Origin of the sequence: Pseudonocardia benzenivorans CB1190 (assembly GCF_000196675.2) — a bacterium.
Lineage (GTDB): Bacteria > Actinomycetota > Actinomycetes > Mycobacteriales > Pseudonocardiaceae > Pseudonocardia > Pseudonocardia benzenivorans.
The window spans coordinates 5,617,771-5,640,744 of the sequence record NC_015312.1; the positions used below are offsets into that span (position 1 = coordinate 5,617,771).

Annotated in this window: 24 protein-coding genes; 13 read left to right on the plus strand and 11 right to left on the minus strand. The window is 73.5% G+C overall.

The window, feature by feature from the left end:
* Positions 1 to 3: 3 nt before the first annotated feature.
* The gene (locus tag PSED_RS26425) at positions 4 to 843 is read right to left on the minus strand and encodes a biotin--[acetyl-CoA-carboxylase] ligase (RefSeq protein ID WP_013677300.1); all 840 of its coding nucleotides are present in this window, start codon (positions 841 to 843) and stop codon (positions 4 to 6) included.
* Positions 844 to 1,021: 178 nt separating this feature from the next.
* On the opposite strand from PSED_RS26425, the gene PSED_RS26430 reads away from it, so the two are divergent.
* The 11 genes from PSED_RS26430 (at position 1,022) to PSED_RS26480 (ending at position 10,700) form a co-directional block, all read left to right on the plus strand.
* Entirely contained in the window at positions 1,022 to 2,683 is a 1,662-nt protein-coding gene (locus tag PSED_RS26430) for an acyl-CoA carboxylase subunit beta (RefSeq protein WP_013677301.1), read from the plus strand.
* Positions 2,680 to 2,937 carry an acyl-CoA carboxylase subunit epsilon gene (locus tag PSED_RS26435; protein WP_233899164.1) on the plus strand — a complete coding sequence of 86 codons (258 nt, stop codon included), beginning with the start codon at positions 2,680 to 2,682 and terminating at the stop codon, positions 2,935 to 2,937. Before PSED_RS26430 ends, PSED_RS26435 begins: the two co-directional genes overlap by 4 nt.
* Before the next feature lie 235 nt (positions 2,938 to 3,172).
* Positions 3,173 to 3,802: a Maf family protein gene (locus PSED_RS26440; protein WP_013677303.1), complete on the plus strand. Its 630-nt coding sequence runs from the start codon at positions 3,173 to 3,175 to the stop codon at positions 3,800 to 3,802.
* A 43-nt stretch (positions 3,803 to 3,845) separates the two neighbouring features.
* On the plus strand, positions 3,846 to 4,748 hold the full coding sequence (locus tag PSED_RS26445; RefSeq protein WP_013677304.1) for a sulfurtransferase: 903 nt from the start codon (positions 3,846 to 3,848) through the stop codon (positions 4,746 to 4,748).
* A complete protein-coding gene (locus PSED_RS26450; protein WP_013677305.1) occupies positions 4,741 to 5,187 on the plus strand; it encodes a SufE family protein in 447 nt (148 codons plus the stop codon). The genes PSED_RS26445 and PSED_RS26450 overlap by 8 nt, the downstream gene beginning before the upstream one ends.
* Before the next feature lie 107 nt (positions 5,188 to 5,294).
* Positions 5,295 to 6,248 carry a TIGR04222 domain-containing membrane protein gene (locus PSED_RS26455; RefSeq protein ID WP_013677306.1) on the plus strand — a complete coding sequence of 318 codons (954 nt, stop codon included), beginning with the start codon at positions 5,295 to 5,297 and terminating at the stop codon, positions 6,246 to 6,248.
* Complete coding sequence (locus tag PSED_RS26460; RefSeq protein ID WP_143770635.1) at positions 6,241 to 7,167, plus strand: MbnB/TglH/ChrH family RiPP precursor modification enzyme; 927 nt, start codon at positions 6,241 to 6,243, stop codon at positions 7,165 to 7,167. The genes PSED_RS26455 and PSED_RS26460 overlap by 8 nt, the downstream gene beginning before the upstream one ends.
* Positions 7,164 to 7,610: an SCO6045 C-terminal-like domain-containing protein gene (locus tag PSED_RS26465; RefSeq protein WP_013677308.1), complete on the plus strand. Its 447-nt coding sequence runs from the start codon at positions 7,164 to 7,166 to the stop codon at positions 7,608 to 7,610. The genes PSED_RS26460 and PSED_RS26465 overlap by 4 nt, the downstream gene beginning before the upstream one ends.
* Positions 7,611 to 7,781: 171 nt before the next feature.
* Positions 7,782 to 9,551, plus strand: a complete 1,770-nt coding sequence (locus PSED_RS26470) for an acetyl/propionyl/methylcrotonyl-CoA carboxylase subunit alpha (RefSeq protein WP_013677309.1) — start codon at positions 7,782 to 7,784, stop codon at positions 9,549 to 9,551.
* A 191-nt stretch (positions 9,552 to 9,742) separates the two neighbouring features.
* Positions 9,743 to 9,994, plus strand: a complete 252-nt coding sequence (locus PSED_RS26475; protein WP_013677310.1) for a hypothetical protein — start codon at positions 9,743 to 9,745, stop codon at positions 9,992 to 9,994.
* 229 nt (positions 9,995 to 10,223) lie between these two features.
* A complete protein-coding gene (locus tag PSED_RS26480) occupies positions 10,224 to 10,700 on the plus strand; it encodes a hypothetical protein (RefSeq protein ID WP_013677311.1) in 477 nt (158 codons plus the stop codon).
* Between the two features lie 59 nt (positions 10,701 to 10,759).
* Here the strand turns inward: PSED_RS26480 and PSED_RS26485 are convergent, their stop codons facing one another.
* Both PSED_RS26485 and PSED_RS26490 read right to left on the minus strand, forming a co-directional pair.
* On the minus strand, positions 10,760 to 11,116 hold the full coding sequence (locus PSED_RS26485) for a hypothetical protein (RefSeq protein WP_041760024.1): 357 nt from the start codon (positions 11,114 to 11,116) through the stop codon (positions 10,760 to 10,762).
* A gap of 100 nt (positions 11,117 to 11,216) precedes the next feature.
* Positions 11,217 to 12,620: an NAD(P)H-quinone dehydrogenase gene (locus PSED_RS26490; protein WP_013677313.1), complete on the minus strand. Its 1,404-nt coding sequence runs from the start codon at positions 12,618 to 12,620 to the stop codon at positions 11,217 to 11,219.
* Positions 12,621 to 12,743: 123 nt separating this feature from the next.
* On the opposite strand from PSED_RS26490, the gene PSED_RS26495 reads away from it, so the two are divergent.
* A complete protein-coding gene (locus PSED_RS26495; protein ID WP_013677314.1) occupies positions 12,744 to 13,193 on the plus strand; it encodes a gamma-glutamylcyclotransferase family protein in 450 nt (149 codons plus the stop codon).
* 100 nt (positions 13,194 to 13,293) lie between these two features.
* On the opposite strand, the gene PSED_RS26500 is transcribed toward PSED_RS26495, so the two are convergent.
* The 8 genes from PSED_RS26500 to PSED_RS26535 are packed head-to-tail and all read right to left on the minus strand — an operon-like array spanning position 13,294 to position 22,055.
* On the minus strand, positions 13,294 to 15,045 hold the full coding sequence (locus PSED_RS26500) for an acetyl/propionyl/methylcrotonyl-CoA carboxylase subunit alpha (protein WP_013677315.1): 1,752 nt from the start codon (positions 15,043 to 15,045) through the stop codon (positions 13,294 to 13,296).
* Positions 15,042 to 15,842: an HpcH/HpaI aldolase/citrate lyase family protein gene (locus PSED_RS26505; RefSeq protein WP_013677316.1), complete on the minus strand. Its 801-nt coding sequence runs from the start codon at positions 15,840 to 15,842 to the stop codon at positions 15,042 to 15,044. The genes PSED_RS26500 and PSED_RS26505 overlap by 4 nt, the downstream gene beginning before the upstream one ends.
* Complete coding sequence (locus PSED_RS26510; protein WP_013677317.1) at positions 15,839 to 17,365, minus strand: acyl-CoA carboxylase subunit beta; 1,527 nt, start codon at positions 17,363 to 17,365, stop codon at positions 15,839 to 15,841. Before PSED_RS26510 ends, PSED_RS26505 begins: the two co-directional genes overlap by 4 nt.
* Positions 17,362 to 17,862 (minus strand): MaoC family dehydratase, encoded by a 501-nt coding sequence (locus tag PSED_RS26515; RefSeq protein ID WP_233899166.1) that lies wholly within the window; start codon positions 17,860 to 17,862, stop codon positions 17,362 to 17,364. Before PSED_RS26515 ends, PSED_RS26510 begins: the two co-directional genes overlap by 4 nt.
* Positions 17,863 to 18,648, minus strand: coding sequence for an enoyl-CoA hydratase/isomerase family protein (locus PSED_RS26520; protein WP_013677319.1), 786 nt, complete (start codon positions 18,646 to 18,648; stop codon positions 17,863 to 17,865).
* On the minus strand, positions 18,645 to 20,255 hold the full coding sequence (locus PSED_RS26525) for an AMP-binding protein (protein WP_013677320.1): 1,611 nt from the start codon (positions 20,253 to 20,255) through the stop codon (positions 18,645 to 18,647). The genes PSED_RS26520 and PSED_RS26525 overlap by 4 nt, the downstream gene beginning before the upstream one ends.
* Positions 20,256 to 20,260: 5 nt before the next feature.
* Entirely contained in the window at positions 20,261 to 20,704 is a 444-nt protein-coding gene (locus tag PSED_RS26530; protein WP_013677321.1) for a MaoC/PaaZ C-terminal domain-containing protein, read from the minus strand.
* Positions 20,705 to 20,711: 7 nt separating this feature from the next.
* Positions 20,712 to 22,055 carry an MFS transporter gene (locus tag PSED_RS26535; protein ID WP_013677322.1) on the minus strand — a complete coding sequence of 448 codons (1,344 nt, stop codon included), beginning with the start codon at positions 22,053 to 22,055 and terminating at the stop codon, positions 20,712 to 20,714.
* A 205-nt stretch (positions 22,056 to 22,260) separates the two neighbouring features.
* On the opposite strand from PSED_RS26535, the gene PSED_RS26540 reads away from it, so the two are divergent.
* Complete coding sequence (locus PSED_RS26540) at positions 22,261 to 22,869, plus strand: TetR/AcrR family transcriptional regulator (protein WP_013677323.1); 609 nt, start codon at positions 22,261 to 22,263, stop codon at positions 22,867 to 22,869.
* The last annotated feature ends 105 nt before the right edge of the window (positions 22,870 to 22,974 follow it).

The window sequence follows — 22,974 nt, forward strand, 5'->3', positions numbered from 1 at the left end:
GGCTCAGGAGTCGGCGGGACCCGCGGCGCGCAGGTGCACGACGTCGCCCGCCGCGACCGGACGGCGCGTCCCGTCGGCGTCGAGCAGCAGCAGCCGCCCGTGCACGTCGACGTCCTCGGCCATGCCGGTGAGCGACTCGCCGCCGGGCAGCTCGACCCGCACCCGCGAGCCGAGGCTGGAGCAGCCCGCGCGGTAGTCGGCCCGCAGGCCGACGGCCTCGGCGTCACCGCGCGCGTCGCGCCACGCGGCCTCACGCGCGGCGAGCCTGCGCAGCAGGGCGACCAGCAGCTCGGCCCGGTCGACCCCCACGGCTCCCTCCTCGGCCAGCGAGGTCGCCCCCGCGGGCAGCTGCGGGATCGTCGCGCCGACGTTGAGACCGATGCCCAGCACGACCCCGGGCCCGCCGCCGGTCACGGCCGTCATCTCCGCGAGGATGCCGGCGGCCTTGCGGCCCTCGGGCCCGAGCAGCAGGTCGTTGGGCCACTTCAGGCCCGACGGCGCGGCGCAGAACTCGCGGACGGTGTCGAGCAGCGCGAGCCCGGCGAGCATGGGCAGCCAGCCGAACCGGTCGGCCGGGACCTCCTGGGGCCGCCACAGGACACTGACGGTGATGCCGCTGCCGGGCGGTGACTCCCAGCTGCGGGTGAGCCGGCCGCGGCCGGAGCTCTGGTGCTCGGCGACCAGCACCGACCGGTCGGGGGCACCGCGCGCGGCCGCCGCGAGCAGGTCCGCGTTGGTCGAACCGGTCTCGGCGACGAGGTCGACCCTGCTCCAGGGCCCGACCGGCGCCAGCAGCGCGGGGCGCAGCAGATCGATGTCGAGCGGCACGGCCTGCCTGGTCATGGACGGGACGCTAACCGGTCCCGGGACGCCCTCGACCGCGGCGGACGGCCCGCTCGACGGGCGGCGCGTCACCGTCGCCCGGCGAACCGGACGGTGTGGTCGCGGGGCGCCGAGCGTGACAGATACCGCTCCCCGAACGCCCCCCGGCGGGGGAATCGCCGGGTTAGGCTCCCGGCCCATGAGCGCCGCGAGCGAACCGACGGGGGTTCCGCCGCAGTCCGGGGACACCCCCGGTGACGCATCCCCCGACATCGACATCCACACCACGGCGGGCAAGCTCGCCGACCTGCACCGTCGCTACGACGAGGCGGTGCACGCGGGTGCCGAGGCGGCCGCCGAGCGCCAGCACGCGAAGGGTCGTCAGACCGCGCGCGAACGCGTCGAGCAGCTGCTCGACCCCGGCTCGTTCGTGGAGCTCGACGCGCTCGTCCGGCACCGGTCCACGAACTTCGGGATGCAGGAGAAGCGACCGTTCGGCGACGGGGTCGTCACCGGCACGGGCACGATCGACGGCCGGCCGGTCGCGGTGTTCAGCCAGGACGCCACGGTGTTCGGCGGCTCGCTCGGCGAGGTCTACGGCGAGAAGATCGTCAAGGTCATGGACCTCGCGGCCAAGGTCGGGTGCCCGGTCGTCGGCATCAACGACGGCGGTGGCGCGCGGATCCAGGAGGGCGTCGTCGCGCTCGGCCTGTACGGCGAGATCTTCATCCGCAACGTCCGCAGCTCCGGGGTCATCCCCCAGATCTCACTGATCCTCGGCCCGTCGGCGGGCGGCGCGGTGTACTCCCCGGCACTGACCGACTTCGTCGTCATGGCCGACGAGACCAGCCACATGTTCATCACCGGCCCGGACGTCATCGAGACCGTCACCGGTGAGCGCGTCGACATGGAGGAGCTCGGCGGCGGCCGGGCCCACAACACCCGCTCGGGCGTCGCCCACTACCTGGCCTCCGACGAGGAGGACGCCTTCGCCTACGTGCGGGACCTGCTGGGCTACCTGCCGTCGAACAACCTGTCCGAGCCGCCGAGCTACCCGGCGCCCGAGCCCGTCGGCGGTTCGATCGAGGACTCGGTCACCGACACCGACCGCGAGCTCGACACGCTCGTGCCCGACTCCCCCAACACGCCCTACGACATCCGCGAGGTCATCTCCCGGGTCGTCGACGAGGGCGACTTCCTCGAGGTCCACGAGCTGTTCGCGCCCAACATCGTCTGCGGCTTCGCGCGGGTCGAGGGCAACAGCGTCGGCATCGTCGCCAACCAGCCGACCCAGTTCGCCGGCTGCCTCGACATCCACGCCTCGGAGAAGGCCGCGCGCTTCGTCCGCACCTGCGACGCGTTCAACGTCCCCGTCGTGACGTTCGTCGACGTCCCCGGCTTCCTGCCGGGCACCGAACAGGAGTGGAACGGCATCATCCGCCGCGGCGCGAAACTGATCTACGCCTACGCCGAGGCCACCGTCCCCAAGATCACGGTCATCACCCGCAAGGCCTACGGCGGCGCCTACGACGTCATGGGCTCCAAGCACCTCGGCGCGGACGTCAACATCGCGTGGCCGACGGCGCAGATCGCGGTCACGGGCGCGTCGGGCGCGGTCGGCATCCTCTACCGCAAGCAGCTCAAGGGCCTGGAGGGCGACGAGCTCGCCGCCAAGCGGGCGGAGCTGCAGACCGAGTACGAGGACACCCTCGCCAACCCCTACATCGCCGCCGACCGCGGGTACATCGACGCCGTCGTCCCGCCCTCGCACACCCGCGGGTACGTGGGCCGGGCGCTGCGGATGCTCGCCACCAAGCGCGAAGAGGTCCCGACGCGCAAGCACGGGAACATCCCCCTGTGAGCGACGATCCTGTGAGCTCCCCCTCGGAAGAGCAGACGCCGGAGGAGCGGCGGGCCCTGTTCCGGGTCGTGCGCGGCGAGCCGTCCGACGAGGAGGTCGCCGCGCTGACGGCGGTCCTGCTCGCGGCGGCCTCCTCGGCGGGCACGGGCGCCGCCCCGGCGCAGCGCGACCGCTGGTCCGACCCGGTCCGGCGGATGCGCGCCCCCCTGCGCCCGGGCCCCGGCGCCTGGCGCGCCTCCGCCCTGCCCCGCTGAGGCCCGCCTGCCCCTGACCCCGCCCGCCCTTCTGCCGCCTGCCGCCGACCCTCTCTGCAGGAACGGCACTTTCCCGCAACCGGGCTGCAGGAAAGTGCCGTTCCTGCAGCCGGGGTCCGGCCGCGGCACCCGCGCGGGGACACTCGCGACATCGACGCGGCGCCGGGTGAGCGGCCCGCGCGGGCACGGCGTGCGATGGGCGTTGCGACGGAGGTGGCGTCCGTAGGCTCGCGGGGTGCGTCTCGTTCTCGCCTCCGCCTCCCCCGCCCGGCTCTCCGTCCTGCGCGCCGCCGGGCTCGACCCCGTCGTCGAGGTCTCCGACGTCGACGAGGACGCCCTCCTCGCCGCGATCCCGGACGCCTCGCCCGGCGAGAAGGTGACGGCGCTGGCGGGCGCCAAGGCCACGACGGTGGCCCGTCGGGTCGCCGGCCCGCGCCCCGGGGCGGTCGTCGTCGGCTGCGACTCGATGCTGTCGATCGACGGTGAGCTCGTCGGGAAGCCCCTCGACGTCGACACCGCCCGCCGGCGCTGGAAGGCGATGGCCGGGCGCACCGGCGATCTCGTCACCGGGCACGCCGTGCTGCGCCTCGTCGACGGCGAGATCGACCGTGTCGCGGAGGGGCACGCGACGACGACGGTGCGCTTCGCCGAGCCCACCGACGCCGAGCTGGAGGCCTACCTGGCGACGGGCGAGCCGCTCGCGGTGGCGGGGGCGTTCACCCTCGACGGGCTGGGCGCGTGGTTCGTCGACGGCATCGACGGCGACCCCTCGAACGTCATCGGGATCAGCCTCCCGCTGGTGCGCAGGCTGCTCGGCGCGATCGGCGTCTCGCCCGTCGACCTGTGGGCCCACCGGAGCGGGTGAGCGGCACCCACCCCGCGCGCCGCGGCGGACTATCGTCGCGGCCATGGCGCTGCCCGCTGACAACGACCCGAAGCTCGCCGACTACGCCCACCCGGAGCGGCTGGTCACCACCGAGTGGCTCGCGGCCAACCTCGGCTCCGACGGCCTGGTCGTCGTCGAGTCCGACGAGGACGTCCTGCTCTACGACACCGGCCACATCCCGGGCGCGGTGAAGGTCGACTGGCACACCGAGCTCAACGACCCGGTGACCCGCGACTACGTCGACGGCGCCCGCTTCGCCGAGATCTGCGGCGAGCGCGGCATCGCCCGCGACACCACCGTCGTGTTCTACGGCGACCGCAACAACTGGTGGGCCACCTACGCGCTGTGGGTGTTCGCCCTGTTCGGCCACGAGGACGTGCGCATCCTCGACGGCGGCCGCGCGAAGTGGGTCGCCGAGGGCCGGGAGATGACCACCGAACAGCCGAAGCCGGCGACCGTCGACTACCCGGTCGTCGAGCGCGACGACACGACGCTGCGCGCGTTCAAGGACGACGTGCTCGCGCACCTGGAGAAGGTGAAGGGCGGCACGGGCGCGCTGGTCGACGTCCGCTCCCCCGGCGAGTACTCCGGCGAGCTGCTGCACATGCCCGACTACCCGCAGGAGGGCGCGGTCCGCGGCGGGCACATCCCGGGCGCCGCGAACGTGCCGTGGGCCCGCGCCGCCGCCGAGGACGCGACGTTCAAGCCGCGCGCCGACCTCGAGGCCATCTACCTGCAGGAACAGGGCCTGTCGGCCGACGACGACGTCGTCGCCTACTGCCGCATCGGCGAGCGGTCGAGCCACACCTGGTTCGTGCTCACCCACCTGCTGGGCTTCGGCACGGTCCGCAACTACGACGGCAGCTGGACCGAGTGGGGCAACACGGTGCGGGTCCCCATCGCACAGGGGGCCGAGCGTGGCTGATCTCCCACCCAGGCTGGCGGAGCTGGTCGAGGACTTCTCCGCCGTCGGCCCGAAGGACCGGCTGCAGCTGCTGCTCGAGCTGTCGCAGGAGCTGCCGGACCTGCCGGAGCGCTACGCCGACGCCGCGGACTCGATGGAGCAGGTGCACGAGTGCCAGTCGCCGCTGTTCCTGGCGGTGGAGGTCGAGGACGGCGCTGCCGCCCCCGACCGGCCCGTGCACCTGTTCTTCTCCGCGCCGCCCGAGGCCCCGACGACGCGCGGCTTCGCCTCGATCATGCACACGGGTCTCGACGGCGAGTCCGCCGCGGACGTCCTGGCCGTGCCCGACGACTTCTACGTCGCGCTCGGGCTCGGCCAGGCCGTGAGCCCGCTGCGGCTGCGCGGGATGGCGGCGATGCTCGCCCGGATCAAGAACCAGGTGCGCGCCCGTACGGCGTGAGCCGCGAACCTCGGAACCTCAAGTCTTGGTGAGGAACGTTCCCCCGATGCGATGACGCCGACCACACTGTGGCCAGTCCCAAGAGGACGAGTCAGGGGGTGGTTCGGATGGGCACACTCGCGGCCTCGGGCGACACCTGGGGGATCAGCGGCTCGACGTTCATTCTCTTCTACCTGGTCATCGCCGTCGTCGTCTGGATCTGGGCGGTCCGGACGCGGCGGCAGATCGCGGGCGCGCGCGGCGGGGGCCGCCCACCCGCGGATCTCACCGGCACGCCCTACGACGCGGCGTACCTCAACGGTGGCGCGGACCTCGCGGTGTACGCCGCACTGTCGTCGATGCGCGTCGACGGGACGATCGAGACGGCGGGCCGCGGCAACGTCGTCGCGGTGGGCGCGCTGCTGCCCGGCGCCGACGAGCTGGAGCGGGCGATCCACGCGACGGCCACGTCCCCGGTCGGCCGCGGCCGACTGCGCTACCACGAGTACGTCGCCGCCGCGTTGGCGGCGATCGAGCGGCGGCTCACCGCCGAGGGCCTGCTCGTCACCGACATCGAGCGGCGCGGCGTCCGGCAGGCGGGCGCGTGGATGCTCCTCGTCGCCGGGCTGGGCCTGGCCCGGCTCGTCGCCGGGGTCGCCAACGGCAAGCCCGTCACGTTCCTGGTGCTGGCGACGCTGGGCGCGGCCGTCGTCGGCGTCGTGCTGATGGCCCGGGTCCCGCGGCGCACGCCGCTCGGCGACGCCACGGTCTCCGCGATGCGGGCCCAGCACCATCGGCTGTCACCGGCGAACCGGCCGGACTGGGTCGCGAACGGGGCGACGGCCGCGGCGCTCGGCGTCGGCGTCTTCGGGATGAGCGCGCTGTGGGCCTCCGACCCGGCGTTCGCCGACGAGCTCGCCGCGCAGAAGCTCGCGTCGTCGGGCGGCGGCTGGTCGGGCGGCGACTCGGGCAGCAGCTACGGCGGGGGCGCCGGCTGCGGTGGGGGGAGCAGCTGCGGTGGGGGGAGCAGCAGCTGTGGCGGAGGGGGTGGCTGCGGCGGCGGGGGTGGCTGCGGTGGCTGAGCCCGGCGCCGGCCCCGCGACCCGGCTGGGCACGGGCATCGGCTGGCGTCCCGAGATCGCGGGGATCGTCGCCGAGCTGCCCGGTCTGCGCTTCTGCGAGGTCATCGCAGAAGCGATCGATCCCGCGGCTCCGCCTCGAGGGGTGGCGGAGCTGCGGGATCGAGGGGTCCCGGTGATCCCGCACGGCGTGCGGCTGTCCCTCGGCAGTGCCGACGGGCTCGACCCCGAACGGGTCGCCCACCTCGCGGCGTGCGCCGATGCGCTGGACGCGCCGCTGGTCAGCGAGCACGTGTCGTTCACCCGGGTCGCCGGGCGCGACGCCGGGCACCTACTCCCGGTGCCGCGGACCCGGGAGGCGCTCGACGTGCTGGTCGCGAACGTGGCCCGGGTGCAGGCCGAGCTCGACGTCCCGTTGGCGCTGGAGCCCGTCGCGGCGCTCTTCGACTGGCCGGGCGACGAGTTCACCGAGGCCGAGTTCCTCACCCGGCTGCTCGACCGCACCGAGGCGTGGCTGCTGCTCGACGTCGCGAACGTCCACGCCAACGCCGTGAACCGGGGCGGCGACCCGTGCGCGGTCCTCGACGGGCTGCCGTTGGACCGGATCGCCTACGTGCACGTCGCGGGCGGCAGCGAGCACCCCGGCGACACGGCCGCCGGCGACCCCGGCGTGTACCACGACAGCCACACCGACCCCGTTCCGCCGGAGGTGTTCGCGCTGCTGGGCGAGCTGTGCGACCGGCGGCTGCCGCCCGCGGTGATGCTGGAGCGCGACGGTCGCTACCCGCCCGCCGCCGAGCTGGCGGCGGAGCTGGCCGCGATCTCCGCGGCAGCCCGGTTCGCACCACCGGCAGCCCGCGCTGCGGCGGCGGGCCAGGTCGTGCCGGCGGCGGCCGGGGTCGCGCCCGGGGTGCTCCGGTGAGCGCCGGGCTGGCCGCGCGGCAGGCTGCGCTCGTCGACGCACTGGTGGCGGGCGCCCCGGTGCCCGACGGCTTCGACCCCGTCCGCCTCGCGACGACGCGCCGCGCCCTGCTGCGCAAGCGTGCCGGGGAGGCCGCCCGGCACTGGCCACTGCTCGCGGCCGCGCTCGGCCCCGGGTGGCCGACGGCCGTCGCCGAGGCCCTCGACGGGGTACCGCCGGGCGGCTCGTTGCGCGACGGCCGGGACGTCGCCCGGTGGCTGCGGGCGGCCGGGCGGCTGCCCGCCGGCGCCGTCGACGAGCTGGCCGCGCGAGAGGTCGCCACCCGCTACGACGGCAGCGGCGCGCCCCGCGCCCGCCGGGCGCCCGCGGTACGCCGCGGCCGGGGGTCCGTGTTCGTGCAGGTGGGCGGCCGGACCCTTCGGCTCCGGCTCCGCAACCGCTGAGCGACGAAGACCACACCTGCCTGGCTCGATCCAGTTCCGCAGGCCGCGCAGGGGGCGCTCCGAACGTCGGAAACGCCACAGGTCCGCGGCCCGGAGAAATTCGTCCGGTCCTCCTAGACTCCCTGCAACGCGCCGGCGCGACGGGCCGGCCGATTCACCGAGGAGCGGACGTTGCCCGAGCTGACCAAGATCCTCGTCGCGAACCGGGGGGAGATCGCGGTCCGTGTGATCCGCGCGGCCAAGGACGCCGGCCTCGCGTCGGTCGCCGTGTACGCCGACCCCGATCGCGACGCCCTGTTCGTCCGGCTCGCCGACGAGGCGTTCGCGCTGGGCGGCAGCACCGCCGCCGAGTCCTACCTCGACTTCGACAAGGTGATCGGCGCGGCGAAGCAGGCGGGCGCCGACGGCATCCACCCGGGATACGGCTTCCTGTCGGAGAACGCCGACTTCGCGCAGGCCGTCATCGACGCGGGGATCACCTGGATCGGGCCGTCCCCGCAGTCGATCCGCGACCTGGGCGACAAGGTCACCGCACGGCACATCGCGATGCGGGCGGGCGCCCCGCTGGTCCCCGGCACGGCCGACCCGGTCTCGGGCGCCGACGAGGTGATCGCGTTCGCGAAGGAGCACGGCCTGCCCGTCGCGATCAAGGCGGCGTTCGGCGGCGGCGGGCGCGGCATGAAGGTCGCGCGCGAGGAGAAGGAGATCGCCGAGCTCTACGAGTCGGCCGTCCGCGAGGCGACCGCGGCGTTCGGCCGCGGCGAGTGCTTCGTCGAGCGTTACCTCGACAAGCCGCGGCACGTCGAGACCCAGGTCCTGGCCGACCAGCACGGCAACGCGATCGTCGTCGGCACGCGCGACTGCTCGCTGCAGCGCCGCTTCCAGAAGCTGGTCGAGGAGGCCCCGGCGCCGTTCCTCACCGACGAGCAGCGCACGACGCTCTACGACGCGTCGAAGGCCATCGTCAAGGAGGCCGGCTACTACGGCGCCGGCACCGTCGAGTTCCTCATCGGGCAGGACGGGCTGATCACGTTCCTCGAGGTCAACACGCGGCTGCAGGTCGAGCACCCGGTCTCGGAGGAGACCTCCGGGCTCGACCTGGTCCGCGAGATGTTCCGCATCGCCGAGGGCAAGGAGCTCAACGTCCTCGAGGATCCGGCGCCGCGCGGGCACTCCATCGAGTTCCGGATCAACGGTGAGGACGCCGGTCGCAACTTCCTCCCCGCGCCCGGCACGGTCAGCTCGATCGCGTACCCCGCCGGCCCGGGTGTGCGCGTCGACGCGGGCGTGGAGGCGGGCTCGGTCGTCGGCGGGAACTTCGACTCGCTGCTGGCCAAGCTGATCGTCACCGGTTCCGACCGCGCCCAGGCGCTGGAGCGCTCGCGCCGCGCGCTGGCGGAGATGCAGGTCGAGGGCATGGCGACGGTGCTGCCGTTCCACCGGCTCGTCGTGTCCGACCCCGCGTTCGCCGCCGACACCGAGGACGGGTTCACCGTCCACACCCGGTGGATCGAGACGGAGTGGGACAACACGGTGCCGCCGTTCGAGGGCGGCGCCGAGGCCGGATCCGAGGAGGCACCTCGGCAGTCGGTCGTCGTCGAGGTCGGCGGGCGCCGGCTCGAGGTGTCCCTGCCCGGCGACCTCGCCATCGGCACCGGCGGCGGCGGCGCGAAGGCGGCGCCCCGCAAGCGCGGGAAGTCCGGCGGTGGTGGCACCAAGGCGTCGGGTGACTCCGTGACCGCGCCCATGCAGGGCACCATCATCAAGGTCGCGGTCTCCGACGGCGACACCGTCAGTGCGGGCGACCTCGTCGTCGTGCTCGAGGCGATGAAGATGGAGAACCCGGTGACCGCCCACAAGGACGGCACGATCACCGGGCTGTCCGCCGACACGGGCTCGTCGGTCACCCAGGGCACCGTGATCTGCGAGATCAAGGACTGACGCTGGAGCCCGTCGAGATCAACGCGGGGACCTGGTACCTGCGGGCGCCGCGCGCCGACGACCGCGTCGACGACCGGCCCGCCTACGCCGAGGCGGGTGTCGACGGCGACGCGGGCGTCGCGACCGCGACGGCCGGCTGGGCGGGCGACCGCACCTGCACGTGGGCGGTCTGCGAGCCGACGACGGGCCGGATGGTCGCGGAGGTCGTCCTCGACGGCGTGCTCGGCGACGGCGGAGAGGCCGTGCTGCGGGTCTGGGAGCTGCCCGCCGGGCAGGCGGCCGGCGCGCTCGCCGAGTCGTTGCCGGCCGTGCTGCGGTTCGCCGTCGGGGGCCTGGGCGCGGCGCGGGTCCGCTGGCCGGGGGCCACCGACGAGCTCGCGGCGTCCTGCGGGTTCAGCTCCGACCCGCGCGCGCAGCTCACCACCGCCGCTCCCGGGGATTGACCGCGAGATCCGCTGCTGGTTACCGTCGGCGCGCACCGTGCCGTCCGGCGTCAGCGTCGACGCGGCCCGGCACCGTGCGGACAACTGCACAGCGACACCGCACTCCCGTGTGTTCCACCACGGGGCCGGTAGTTCCGCCACGCGGAAAGACCGCGCCGCGGATCCGTCACCACGTCGGCCGAGCCACGTCGTGAGCTGTCCATCGCCACATCGGACACCAGGATCCGTCATGCCCCAGCAGTACGTGTACGTCACGACGCACATGCACGTCGAAGGGCCGATTCCGGGCCCGCACTCCCTGCTCACCCTGGCGTCGGCCGCGCACCGCGCGGACGGCTCCCTGATCGCGACGTTCACCACGAACGTCGCCGAACTGCCCGGTGCCACGATCCACCCGGTCGCGCTGAGCTCGTGGCGCGGCCGAGCGGAGGACTGGCTCGCCACCCGCCGGGCACCCCGCCCACCCGCGGCGGCGACCGCCGACTACGCCCGCTGGGTCGACGACCTCGCGGCGCCCGCGGTGTTCGTCGCCGACCAGGACGGGCAGGACCACGTGTACCTCTACTGGTACCTGCAGCGGTTCGTGGGCAGCTGGCCGTTCGTCGCGGCAGGCTCCCGCGCCGCCGTCCCGGGCATGCTGCCCGCGGCGGCGGTCTGCCCGCTGCGCCGCTGCCGTCCGGCGGCGCACCAGCAGGTCGCGGCCTGATCCGCCCGGTCGTGACCCCCGCCCACCCGGCGGGGGTCACGCCGGTGCGGCGCTGCCGGTCAGTCCGTGGCCGGGTTCCTCCGGCCGACGACGGCACCCGCGACCCCCGCGACCAGTGTCAGCGTCGCCAGCACCATCGACAGCCAGCCGAACCCGCTGACCGCCAGCCCGATCCCTGCCGACAGCGCACCGACGGCGAGCCCCGTACGCGCGACCGCGACACCCGAGAGCCTGCGGGTGACGAGCCGGGCGCCCAGCGCGGTCAGCAGCACGGCGATGAACGCCGACGCCGGGGCGATCAGCGCGGCGGGCGGGAAGACGAAGTAGGCGACGTCGTCGACGAACTGCGACGCGACGGCGGCGACCACGACGGGGACGACGGGGACCCGGGTCGTGGCGTTCTGCAGTGTGGTCATGCCATCGAGCATCGCCGCCGTGCGGCCCCGGGAAATCGGGGTTCCCCCGGACCCGACCCCGAGCTCCCGTGAGCTCCCGTGAGCGACCCGGCCGGGCGGCTCAGTCGAGGTCGTCGTGCTGCATGAGGCGGCGGCCCGCCTCGGTGATCGTCCCCGACAGCGAGGGGTAGACCGAGAAGGTGTGGGCGAGGTCGTCGACCGACAGGCCGTTCTGCACCGCCATCGCGATGGGCAGGATCAGCTCGCTCGCCACCGGCGCGACGACGACCCCGCCGATGACGACGCCCGTCGCCGGCCGGCAGAACAGCTTCACGAACCCGCGGCGGATGCCGCGCATCTTGGCGCGCGGGTTGGTGGCCAGCGGCATCATGACCGTCCGCGCCGGGACCTCGCCGGAGTCGATGACGCGCTGGCTGATGCCGACCGTCGCGATCTCGGGACGGGTGAAGACGTTGGCGGCGACGGTGCGCAGCTTGATCGGCGCGACGCCCTCGCCGAGGGCGTGCCACATCGCGATCCGGCCCTGCATCGCGGCGACGGAGGCGAGCATGAGCACGCCGGTGCAGTCGCCCGCGGCGTAGATGCCGGGCACCGAGGTCCGCGACACCCGGTCGACGGTGACGAACCCGCCTGCGTCGGTGCGCACGCCGATCTTCTCCAGGCCGATGCCGGACGTGTTGGGCACGGAGCCGACCGTCATGAGCGCGTGCGAGCCGCGGACCTGCCGGCCGTCGGTCAGCGTGACGACGACCCCGTCGCCCTCGCGCACGACGGACTCGGCGCGGGCGTTGGCGAGGATCTCGGCGCCGCGCTCGGCGAACACCTCCTCCAGCACCGCGGCGGCGTCGGCGTCCTCGCCGGGCAGCACGCGGTCGCGGCTGGACACCAGCGTCACCCGGCACCCGAGCTCGACGTAGGCCGAGACGAACTCCGCACCCGTCACCCCGGAGCCGACGACGACCAGGTGCTCGGGCAGGGCCGGCAGGTCGTAGAGCTGGCGCCAGGTCAGGACGCGCTCGCCGTCCGGCCGGGCGGAGTCGAGGATGCGGGGCGTGGCGCCGGTCGCGACCAGCACGACGTCGGCCGGCAGCTCCTCCTCGGCACCGTCGGCCGTCGTGACGTGGACCAGGTGCGGGGCGCGCCCGGGGACGGGCTCGTCGAAGCTGGCGGACCCGGCGATGATCCGGACGCCCTCGCCCGCGACGCGGTCGCGGATGTCGGCCGACTGGGCCCGGGCGAGGCTCTGCACGCGCCCGTGCACCTTGGGCAGGTCGATGCCGGCGGTGTCGCGGTCGACGAGGACGCCGAGGTCCTCGGCCCGGTGCAGGTCGACGCGCACGGCGGCACTGGAGATGAAGGTCTTCGACGGGACGCAGTCGTCGAGAACGCAGGCGCCGCCCATGCCGTCGCGTTCGACGACGGTGACGTCGCTGCCGTGCTGCGCGGCGACCAGGGCCGCCTCGTAGCCGGCCGGCCCACCACCCATGATCACGATCCTGGTCACGCCGCTTCGGCCTCCTCGCGTCGGTCCGGACCTCGCATACAGTACGCCCGTCCTGTGAACGGGACATCGCGCCGGGGTGAGGTCCTCGATCAGGTCCGTACAGCGCATCGCTAGTCTGTCGGGGTGCCGCTCTACGCCGCTTATGGGTCGAACATGGACCCCGCGCAGATGAAGGAGCGCGCCCCGTACAGCCCGATGGCCGGGACGGGGTGGCTCCAGGGCTGGCGGCTGACCTTCGGCGGTGAGGACTTCGCCTGGGAGGGCGCCCTCGCCACGGTCGTCGAGCACCCGGGCTCGCAGGTGTTCGTCGTGCTCTACGACGTGCCCGACCACGACGCCGCCACCCTCGACCGCTGGGAGGGCGGCGAGCTCGGGCTGCACAAGAAGCTGCGGCTGCGCGTGCACACCCTCGAGGGCGACGTCCTCGCCTGGATCTACGTGCTCGACGCGTACGAGGGCGGCATGCCCTCGGCGCGCTACCTCGGCGTGATCGCCGACGCAGCCGAGCAGGCCGGCGCCCCGGACGACTACGTCGCCGCCCTGCGCAGCCGCCCCTCCCGCAAGTCCCTCTAGTTCCCCCGCCGCGGACGACGCCGCCCGCGCGCAACCTCAACCGTCGCCGACCCGCTCCGGGACAGCACCCAGGTTGCGCACCGGACCTCGTCAGCGGGGGTCAGGCCGGCGCTTCTGCCAGGTCCAGCCGGCACAGCAGCGCGTCCTGCGCGACGCTGTCGCCCACCTTCACCACGACCTCCGCGACGGTCCCGGAGACGGTGGCGCGCACGGCGTTCTCCATCTTCATCGCCTCGACGACGGCGACGACCTCACCGGCCGCCACCTGCTGGCCCTCCTCCACCGCGAGTTGCACGACGGTGCCCTGCATCGGCGAGAGGAGCCGGTCGGGCGCGGCGGCGGCGCCGGCAGCACGGTCGGCGCCCGCGAGCAGGCCCGCCCGGACGGCCTCGGCCGCGGTGCCGGTGAGGACCGCCATCCCGGGCAGCGACACCCGCAGCGTCCGACGGCCCAGCCGCAGCAGCCCGACGGTCGGGTCCGGCTCCGGCGGCCGCCGGCGCGGCAGGTACTCCTCCTCGATCCAGCGCGTGTGGACGCCCAGGGAGTCGGGGCCGGCGAACGCCGGATCGGCGAGGACGTCGCGATGCACGTCGAGGACCGTGGGCACCCCGTCCACGCGGGTCTCGGCGAGCACCCGGCGCGCCCTGGCCAGTGCCTGCGCGCGGTCGCGACCGGTGACGACCACCTTGGCCAGCAGCGAGTCGTACTCGGCGCCGACGCGCCCGCCCGCCGCGATGCCCGTGTCGACGCGGACGCCCGGGCCGGTGGGCACCTCGAAGCGGGTCACGGTCCCCGGCACGGGCGCGAACCCGCGGTCGGCGTCCTCGGCGTTGATCCGGAACTCGATCGCGTGCCCGCGGACGGGCACCTCCGCCGGCAGGTCGAGCGGCTCGCCCGCGGCGACCCGCAGCTGCGCGCCGACGACGTCGACGCCCGTGACCTCCTCGGTGACCGGGTGCTCGACCTGCAGCCGCGTGTTGACCTCGAGGAACGTGGTCGTGCCGTCGGCGCCGACCAGGAACTCGACGGTCCCGGCGCTGGTGTAGCCGGCCTCGCGGCAGATCGCGGTCGCCGACGCGTGCAGGGTCTCGCGCAGCGCGTCGGGCAGGAAGGGCGCGGGCGCCTCCTCGACCAGCTTCTGGTTACGCCGCTGGACGGTGCAGTCGCGCGTGCCGAGCACGGCGACGGCGCCGTGGGTGTCGGCCAGCACCTGGACCTCGACGTGGCGGGCCTGCGGCAGGAACCGTTCGACGAAGCACTCGCCGCGCCCGAACGCGGCCGTCGCCTCGCGGACCGCGGACTCGAACGCCGACGCGATCCCGGCCGCCTCGTGCACGACCTTCAGCCCCCGGCCACCCCCGCCGAACGCCGCCTTGATCGCGATCGGGAAGCCGTGCTCGGCGGCGAACGCCTCGACCTCGTCGGCGCCGGCCACCGGCGAGGAGGTGCCGGGGGCCATCGGCGCCCCGACCCGGCGCGCGATCTCGCGGGCCGAGACCTTGTCCCCCAACGCGCGCATGGCCTCGGGCGTCGGCCCGACCCAGACGAGCCCGGCGTCGACGACCTGCTGGGCGAAGCCGGCGTCCTCGGACAGGAAGCCGTAGCCGGGATGGACGGCGTCGGCACCGGCCAGGGCGGCGGCGTCGAGCAGCGCGGCGGCGCAGAGGTAGGTCTCCCCCGGCGCCGTGCCCGGCAGCCGGATCGCCTCGTCGGCGAGCAGCGTGTGCGGCGCACCGGCATCGGGGTCGGCATACACCGCGACGGCGCGCAGACCCGCGTCGTGACACGCCCGCACGATGCGGACGGCGATCTCCCCGCGGTTCGCGACGAGCACCGTCTCGATCTTCCTCACTGCGTCTCCCCCGCCCGGGCCAGCACCTGGCGGGCCAGTTTCAGGTGCACGGCGTCGACCATCTCCCCGTCGACGACGGCCACCCCTGCCGACTCCGCCGCCAGGACCCGGCGCGCCCGGTCGACCTCGTCCTTCGACGGGGTGAACACCTCGTGGGCGAGCGCGACCTGGCTCGGATGGATGCAGATCTTCCCCGTGTAGCCGAGGTCGCGGCCGTCGGAGGCGTCGGCGCGGAAGGCCTCGGCGTCGTCGATGGCGGTGACGACCTGGTCGAGCAGCGGGATCCCCGCGAGCCTGCTCGCGAGCACGACCTGGCTGCGCGCGTAGAGGACCTCCAGGCTGCCGGCGGTGCGCCTGCCGCCCAGGTCGGCGATGTAGTCCTCGGCGCCGAAGAACCCGGTGTCGGCGTGCGCGAACAGCTCGCGCGCGTTGACGACGCCGAGCGCGGACTCGATGCCCGCCATCAGGATCCGGCCCCGGGTGCGCTCACGCACCGCGGCGAGCACCGCGGGGTCCTCCGCCTTGGGCACGATCACGCCGGCGGCCGGGCTCGCGAGCACCGCGTCGAGGTCCGCGTCGAACCACGGGGTGCCGGGAGCGTTGACCCGCACCAGGACGACGGCCTCGCCGGCGTCGAGCGACGCCGCGGCCACCCCGGCCCTGGCGGCGTCCTTGCCCGGCACCGCGACGGCGTCCTCCAGGTCGACGGCGACGGCGTCGGGCGCCCAGCGCGGGACCTTGGCGAGCAGGTCGAGCTTGTCGGCCGGAACGAACAGCAGGCTGCGGAAGGTGCTCATACCGGGCTCACCACGTGGTGTCGCCGGTCGCGCGTGCGGTCCCACCCGTCGGCGGCCGCGAGCCGCGCGACGAGCTCGGCGCGCATGTCCCCCGGCTCGACGACGGCGTCGACGACCAGGTCGCTGCCCATCCGCAGCAGGTTCACCTCGGCCTCCTGCTCGGCGACCCGGCGCGCGACGAACGCCGCCCGCTCCCCGGGATCCTCGATCTGGGCGATCCTGTTGGCGTACATGGCGTTCGCCGACGCCTCGGGGGCCATCGTGCCGATCGTCGCCGTCGGCAGGGCCAACGTCGCGCGGGGCTCGAAGCCGGGGGCGCACATCGCGTAGTAGCCCGCGGCGTAGGCCTTGCGCAGCACGACGGTGAAGCGCGGCACCTCCGCCGAGGCCATGGCCACCAGCATCTTCGCGCCGTGCCGGATGATCCCCTGCCGCTCGACGGCCACCCCGACCATGAAGCCCGGCACGTCCTGCAGGAACACGATCGGGATGTTGAAGGCGTCGCACAGGGAGATGAACCGGGCGGCCTTGTCGGCGGAGTCGACGAAGATCGCCCCGCTGCGCACCGACGGCTGGTTGGCGACGACGCCCACGACGCGGCCCTCGATGCGCCCGAGCCCGCAGACCATCTCGGTGGCCCAACCCGACTTGATCTCGAAGAACGAGCCCTCGTCGACGATCCGGTCGATGACGTCGTTCACGTCGTAGGGCTGGTTGGGGTCGCTCGGGACGAGGTCGTCGGGCCAGTGCGGCAGGGCGGGCGGCCGCGGCTCGGCGACGGCGGGCCGGTCGCGGAACGAGTCGGGCAGGTAGGTCAGCAGCAGCCGGGCGGCCGCGATGGCCTCGCCGTCGCTGCCGAAGACCTCGTCGCCGCAGCCGGAGACCGTGGCGTGCATGCGCGCGCCGCCCATCTCCTCCAACGTCGTGACCTCGCCGGTGACCTTCTCGGCGACCCGCGGCGAGGCCAGGTACATCGACGCGTTGCCCTCGACCATCCCGACCCAGTCGGTGAACGCGGGCATGTACGCGCCACCCGCCGCCGAGGGGCCGAGCAGGCAGCACACCTGCGGCACCCGCCCGGAAAGCCGGACCTGCAGGTGGAAGATGCGCGACGCGCCCCGGCGGCCCGGGAAGAAGCCCATCTGGTCGTTGAGCCGCCCGCCCGCCGAGTCGACGAGGTAGACGACGGGCAGCAGGTCGCGGTCGGCGCGCTCGAGGATGCGGATCTGCTTCTCGCAACCCAGCTCGCCCCACGAGCCGGCCTTCACCGTGAAGTCGTGCGCGATGACGGCGACGAGCCTGCCCTCGATCCGGCCCACCCCGGTGACGACACCGTCGGCGGGCAGGCCCTCGCTGCGCGCGTTGGCCAGCAGCCCGTCCTCGACGAACGAGCCCGGGTCGAACAGCAACGTCAGCCGGTCGCGGACGGGGAGCTTCGCGGGCCAGCGGGACGTGTCGAGCCCCGCGAGCGCGGCGGCGCGGGCAGCCGCGACGTCGTCGCGACGGCCGAGCTGGGCCGTCACGACGACGCCTGCGGGGAGCGGCGGATCAGGCCGGTGCGCCGGGCCTTGCAGACCAGCTCGTCGCGCTGGTTGTGGGCGCGGTGCTCGAAGACCACGATGCCCTGCGTCGGCCTGCTCTTCGACGCGCGCGCCGAGACCACCTCGGACTCGACGCGGATCGTGTCGCCGACGAAGACGGGCTTGGGGAACACGACCTCGTCGAGGCCGAGCTGGGCGAGGATCGTGCCGTGGGTCAGCTCGGGCACCGACAGCCCGACGACGAGCGCGACGGTGAACATGCTGTTGACCAGCACCTGCCCGAACTCGGTGCCCTTCGAGTAGTCGGCGTCGAGGTGTGCGGCCGCGGGGTTCATCGTCATCGTCGTGAACAGGACGTTGTCGGTCTCGGTGACCGTCCGCCGGATCGCGTGCTCGACGACGAGCCCCTCGGTGAGCTCCTCGAACCAGAGCCCGGACACGACCCGGCCCTCGGCGTCACGACGTTGCTGCAGAACCACTCAGACTCCCTGGAATTCCGGTGCACGCTTGCCGGCGAACGCGGCGAGCCCCTCGCGGGCGTCCGGGTTGCCGGTCAGGTGCTCGACGACGGTGCGCTGCTCGGCCGCGAGCGCCTCCCGGTAGGGCACCGCGAGCCCGTCGAAGTACATCCGCTTCATCCCCGCGAGCGCGCTCGGGCTGTGCCGCAACAGCCGGGCGACGATGCCGCCGACGGTCGGCTCGAGGTCGTCGGGCTCCACGCACCAGCCGACGAGTCCCATCGCCGCGGCGGTCGCGCCGTCGACGATCTCGCCGGTGTAGAGCAGCCGGCGGGCCAGTGCGGCGGGGAGCACGCGCGGCAGCCGGACCGATCCGCCCGCGCCGGGCAGCATCCCGTACTCCATGTGCCGGTCGCCGATCCTGGCCTCGGTGGAGGCGACGACGAGGTCGCACGCCAGCATCAGCTCGCACCCGCCGGCGACGCCGTAGCCGTCGACGACGCAGACCGAGATGAACGGCGCGGCCTCGATCGCGTCGAGCGCGGCGCCGATCTGCGCGATGTACGCGGCGACGGCGTCGCGGTCGTCGCCCAGCCCGAGCAGGTACGGCAGGTCCGCGCCGGCCGAGAGCGCCCTACCGCGGCCGCGGACCGTCGCCACCCGGCAGCCTGCGTCGGTGACCGCCTGCACGGCGGAGTTCAGCCCCTCGAGCAGGTCGGGGCTCATGGCGTTGTGCGCCTTCTCGCGGGTGAGCGTGATCGAGGCGGCGCCCCCGTCGATCACGACCTCCACCGGCGGGGCGCTCATCGCTGCCTCCGCACGGTGATGCCCGCCTTCTCGCGGTCCCACAACTCGTCCCTGCCGTCCACCGCAGCGGCCTTCAACTTGAACTTCTCCACCTTCTGGCTGGGCGTCTTCGGCAGCTCGTCGATGAGCTGCCAGTACCGGGGCACCATGAAGTACGCCATGTTGTCGACGCAGTAGCCGACCAGCTCCGCGAAGTCGGGCGTCGCGCCCTCGGCCGGCACGACGTAGACCATCACGTCGTCCTCCGAGAGGTCCGACGGCACCGCGACGGCGGCGGCCTCGTGCACGTCCGGGTGCTTGCAGAGGATGGTCTCCAGCTCGTAGGCGGAGATGTTCTCGCCACGGCGGCGGATGACCTCCTTCTTGCGCTCGGAGAAGTACAGGTAGCCGTCGGCGTCGAGCCGCCCGCGGTCGCCGGTGAGGAACCACAGGTCGCGGATCGCCCCGAGCGTGGCCTCCGGCATGTCGTGGTAGCCGAGCATGATCATGCCGGGGCCGTTGGGCCGGATGCAGATCTCCCCGACCTCGCCCGGGGGCAGCGGGTTGCCGTCGTCGTCGGCGATCTGGACGTCGACGTGGTCGCGCACCCGCCCCGCCGACGCGGCCTTCTCGGGCGGGTCGTCCGGGCCGAGCACGGTGACCGCGCAGTTCTCGGTCATCGCGAACACCGACGTGACGGTGATGCCGTAGCGCTGCTTGAAGCCGTCGACGAGTGGGCGCGTCGTCGGCACGACCATTGCCGTGCGGACCCGGTGGTCGCGGTCCTGCGGGCCCTCGGGCAGCTGCCAGATGATGTTGGCCATGGCACCCAGCGCGTTGAACTCCGTGGCGCCGGACTCCCGGATGTCGGTCCAGAACGAGCGCGCCGAGAACCGCGGCGCGAGCGCGACGCACGAGTCGCCCCACAGGGCCGCGTACACCGAGTACCAGATCGCGTTGCCGTGGAAGAGCGGCAGGCAGGTGTAGAGGACGTCGTCGGGGCCGTACTCGCAGTACCGGGCCATCAGCTCGCCGACGGCGTGGCCCTGCGAGTGCGGGGAGACCACACCCTTCGACGGGCCCGTCGTGCCCGACGTGTACATGATCAGCATCGGGTCCGACGGCGTGATGTCCTCGTCGGGGGTGAAGCCCTCCCCCGGCGCGGCGGCGATGTCGGCGAGGTCGTGGTCCCCGCCCGGCCCGCCGTGCACGATCAGGCCCTTCATCGCCTCCGGGGCGCGCACCGCGTGCGCGAGCGTGGGCAGGAAGTCCGCCTCGGCGACGATCCACTCCGACCCGGACTGCCGCAGGTAGTACTCGAGCTGGTCACCCTTGGCCGCGGTGTTGAGCGGCACCGCCACCGCGCCGATCTTGCCGAGCCCCCAGCACACCCACAGGAACTCCGGGCAGTTGCCCAGCATCACCGCGACCGTCGTCCCCTTGCCGACGCCGAGGCGGGCGAACCCGCGCGCGTAGTCGTCGGTGATCCGGTGGACCTCGGCGTAGCTGGTGTCGGCCCACTGGCCGTCGGCGCCGCGGAACCGCAGGAACGGCCGGTCCCCGACGCGCGCCGCCTTCTCCGCCAGCACCCGGCCGATCGTGCGCTCCTCGCGCGGATACACGTGCATCGCCGTCACCCCTGGGGCTTCCGGGCCACGAGCGCCTTCAGGTCGGCGACGCAGCGCGGCTCGTCACGGTGGTTGAGCACGACGAACCGGTATGTGACGACGCCGTCGCCGTCGGGGCGTTCGGCGACGTCGAGCACCTCGGTCTCGACGCGCACCGTGTCCCCGATGACGGTCGGCGCCACGAACCGCAGCTTGTCCAGCCCGTAGAAGGCCTTCATCGCCGGCGGCCAGAACTCGACCAGACCCAGCCCGAACGAGATGACCAGCGCGCCGTGCGCGATGCGCTGCCCGAACCGCGGGTCGGCCGCGGCGTACTCCTTGTCGGTGTGGATCGGGTGCCAGTCGCCGGTGACCATCGCGAACTGCACGATGTCGGTCTCGGTGATCGTGCGGCTCCGCGACACGGAGGTGTCGCCGACGCGGATGTCGTCCAGGTAGGTCGTGATCACGTGCTGCTCATCCCTGCTTGCTCGGCACGCCGGCAGCGACGATGGCCGTCTCGTCGAGGTCCGCGCTGCCGCGGGCGATGGTCCGGGCGCTGATCGCCCACACGCACACGAGCGAGATCAGCGACATCACGCACACGTAGACGGCCACCGACACCACGGTCCCGGTGCCCTTCACGAGCGCGGCCGCGATGATCGGCGCCAGCGCGCCGCCGAGCAGCACGCCGATCTGGAAGCTGGTCGACGCTGCGCTGAAGCGGACGCGGGCGTCGAACATCTCGACGATGTAGGTCGCCTGCGGGCCGTAGGAGATGCTGAAGAAGACCGCGCCGACGAGGTAGGCGAGGATCATCAGGGTCAGGTTCCCGCTGTCGACCGCGAGCATCGTCGGGAAGATCCAGACGGCCATCGCGGCGAGCCCGGTGAGGATCATCCGTTTGCGGCCGAAGCGTTCGGAGAGGGCTCCGAAGACCGGCAGCGCCGCGGCCGCGACCGCCGCCGACAGCAGGATCGCGAAGAGCATCTCGTTGCGGGAGAACGACTTCACCGACGGGCCGTAGCTCAGCGCGTAGGTGTTGACGACGTAGAAGTACGAGCCCGTGCTGACGATCGAGCCGATGGCCAGCAGGATCTGCAGCGGGTAGGTCCTGATCGCGAGCCACAGCGGGACACGGGCCTCGGTGCGCGTCTCGCGGACCTTCTCGAACACCGGCGTCTCGGTGAGCTTCAGCCGGATGAACAGCCCGATCGCGACGAGCACGATGCTGATCAGGAAAGGGATGCGCCAGCCCCACGACCGGAACTGGTCGTCGGGCAGGCCGCTGACCGCGAGGAACGCGAGCGTCGAGAGCAGGAGGCCGGCCGGCACGCCGATCTGCGGGAGGCTCCCGTAGAGCCCGCGTCTGCCCTTCGACGAGTACTCGACGGCGGTCAGCACCGCGCCGCCCCACTCGCCGCCGACCCCGAAGCCCTGGAACAGGCGCAGCACCACGAGCAGGATCGGCGCCCAGATGCCGATGCTCGCGTACGTCGGCAGCAGGCCGATGAGGAACGTCGCGACGCCCATCATCGTCAGCGACATGACGAGCACCTTCTTGCGCCCGATCCGGTCGCCGAAGTGCCCGAAGACGATGCCGCCCAGGGGCCGGGCGCCGAAGCCGATCGCGAAGGTCGAGAACGCGAGCAGGGTGCCCGCGACGGGGTCGACCGTCGGGAAGTACAGCGGGGCGAACACCAGCGCGGCGGCCGCACCGTAGAGCTGGAAGTCGTACCACTCGATCGTCGTGCCGATGAGCACCGAGAGCGCGACCCTGCGCATCGGTGGTCGTTGCTGCGTCGTTGCAGGCGTCGCCATGTCGTCTCCTCGTCGATCCGCAGGCCCGGCCCGGGTGGGGTGGTCCGCGGACGTCGTCCACGGTTCGTGACTGACAGACGCGAGATGGGCCGCGTGGCGGGAGCGGCCGCTCGCGGGGCCACCGGTCCGGCGTCGCCGGCGGCCTCGTGCGTTCGTTCGGCTTAATTAACGTTCATTCAGCGCGTGGTGACGATAGTGTGGCCACGTGACGCGGTCAACGCCCGTCTCCCCGCAGACGGTTCAGCACGCGGCGCGCGACCTCTTCGCGAGCCAGGGCTACCGCGGCACGTCCATGAAGGACATCGCGCAGGTGCTCGGGGTGTCGGCGCCGAACCTCTACAACCACGTGCCGTCGAAGCAGGTCCTGCTCTACACGATCATGGACGTGGCGATGGACCGGGCGCTCGACGCGCTCGAGGCCGCACTGGCCGGAACCGCCGACGTCGCCGAGCAGCTGCGGCTCGCCACCGTCGCGACCGTGCTGGACTTCCTGGAGAACCCGGCCGAGGTCACGTCGTGCAACACCGAGATCCGCAGCCTCGTCGAGCCCTACCGGACCACGATCATCGGCAAGCGCGACGCCTACGGCGCCCGGATCCGCGCCATCGTGGAGCGAGGGTGCGCGGAGGGCCGGTTCCACGTCCGCGACCCCCGCACCGCCAGCTACCTCATCCTGGAGATGGGCAACAGCGCCAAGGCCTGGTTCCGCCCGGCCGGCACCTACACCGCCCGCCAGGTCGCCGAGCAGTACGCCGACTACGCGCTGCGGATCGTCGGGTGCACGGACGCGGCCGATCACCCCGCCGGCCGATGATCCACCGATCGCTTGACCTGCCGTTGACCTGTGACGCTCACCACTGTTAGCGTGCGTCGTCTGAATTAACGGTCGTTCAGGGCGCCGCCGGTCCAGGTATGCGCG

Coding starts and splice junctions, on each gene's coding strand:
- PSED_RS26520 (WP_013677319.1), bottom strand. CDS start 18,648: ATGAGCGCCCCGCCGGTGGAGGTCGTGATCGACGGGGGCGCCGCCTCG.
- PSED_RS26430 (WP_013677301.1), top strand. CDS start 1,022: ATGAGCGCCGCGAGCGAACCGACGGGGGTTCCGCCGCAGTCCGGGGAC.
- PSED_RS26485 (WP_041760024.1), bottom strand. CDS start 11,116: ATGACCACACTGCAGAACGCCACGACCCGGGTCCCCGTCGTCCCCGTC.
- PSED_RS26445 (WP_013677304.1), top strand. CDS start 3,846: ATGGCGCTGCCCGCTGACAACGACCCGAAGCTCGCCGACTACGCCCAC.
- PSED_RS26475 (WP_013677310.1), top strand. CDS start 9,743: ATGGTCGCGGAGGTCGTCCTCGACGGCGTGCTCGGCGACGGCGGAGAG.
- PSED_RS26535 (WP_013677322.1), bottom strand. CDS start 22,055: ATGGCGACGCCTGCAACGACGCAGCAACGACCACCGATGCGCAGGGTC.
- PSED_RS26425 (WP_013677300.1), bottom strand. CDS start 843: ATGACCAGGCAGGCCGTGCCGCTCGACATCGATCTGCTGCGCCCCGCG.
- PSED_RS26480 (WP_013677311.1), top strand. CDS start 10,224: ATGCCCCAGCAGTACGTGTACGTCACGACGCACATGCACGTCGAAGGG.
- PSED_RS26505 (WP_013677316.1), bottom strand. CDS start 15,842: ATGAGCACCTTCCGCAGCCTGCTGTTCGTTCCGGCCGACAAGCTCGAC.
- PSED_RS26525 (WP_013677320.1), bottom strand. CDS start 20,255: ATGCACGTGTATCCGCGCGAGGAGCGCACGATCGGCCGGGTGCTGGCG.
- PSED_RS26455 (WP_013677306.1), top strand. CDS start 5,295: ATGGGCACACTCGCGGCCTCGGGCGACACCTGGGGGATCAGCGGCTCG.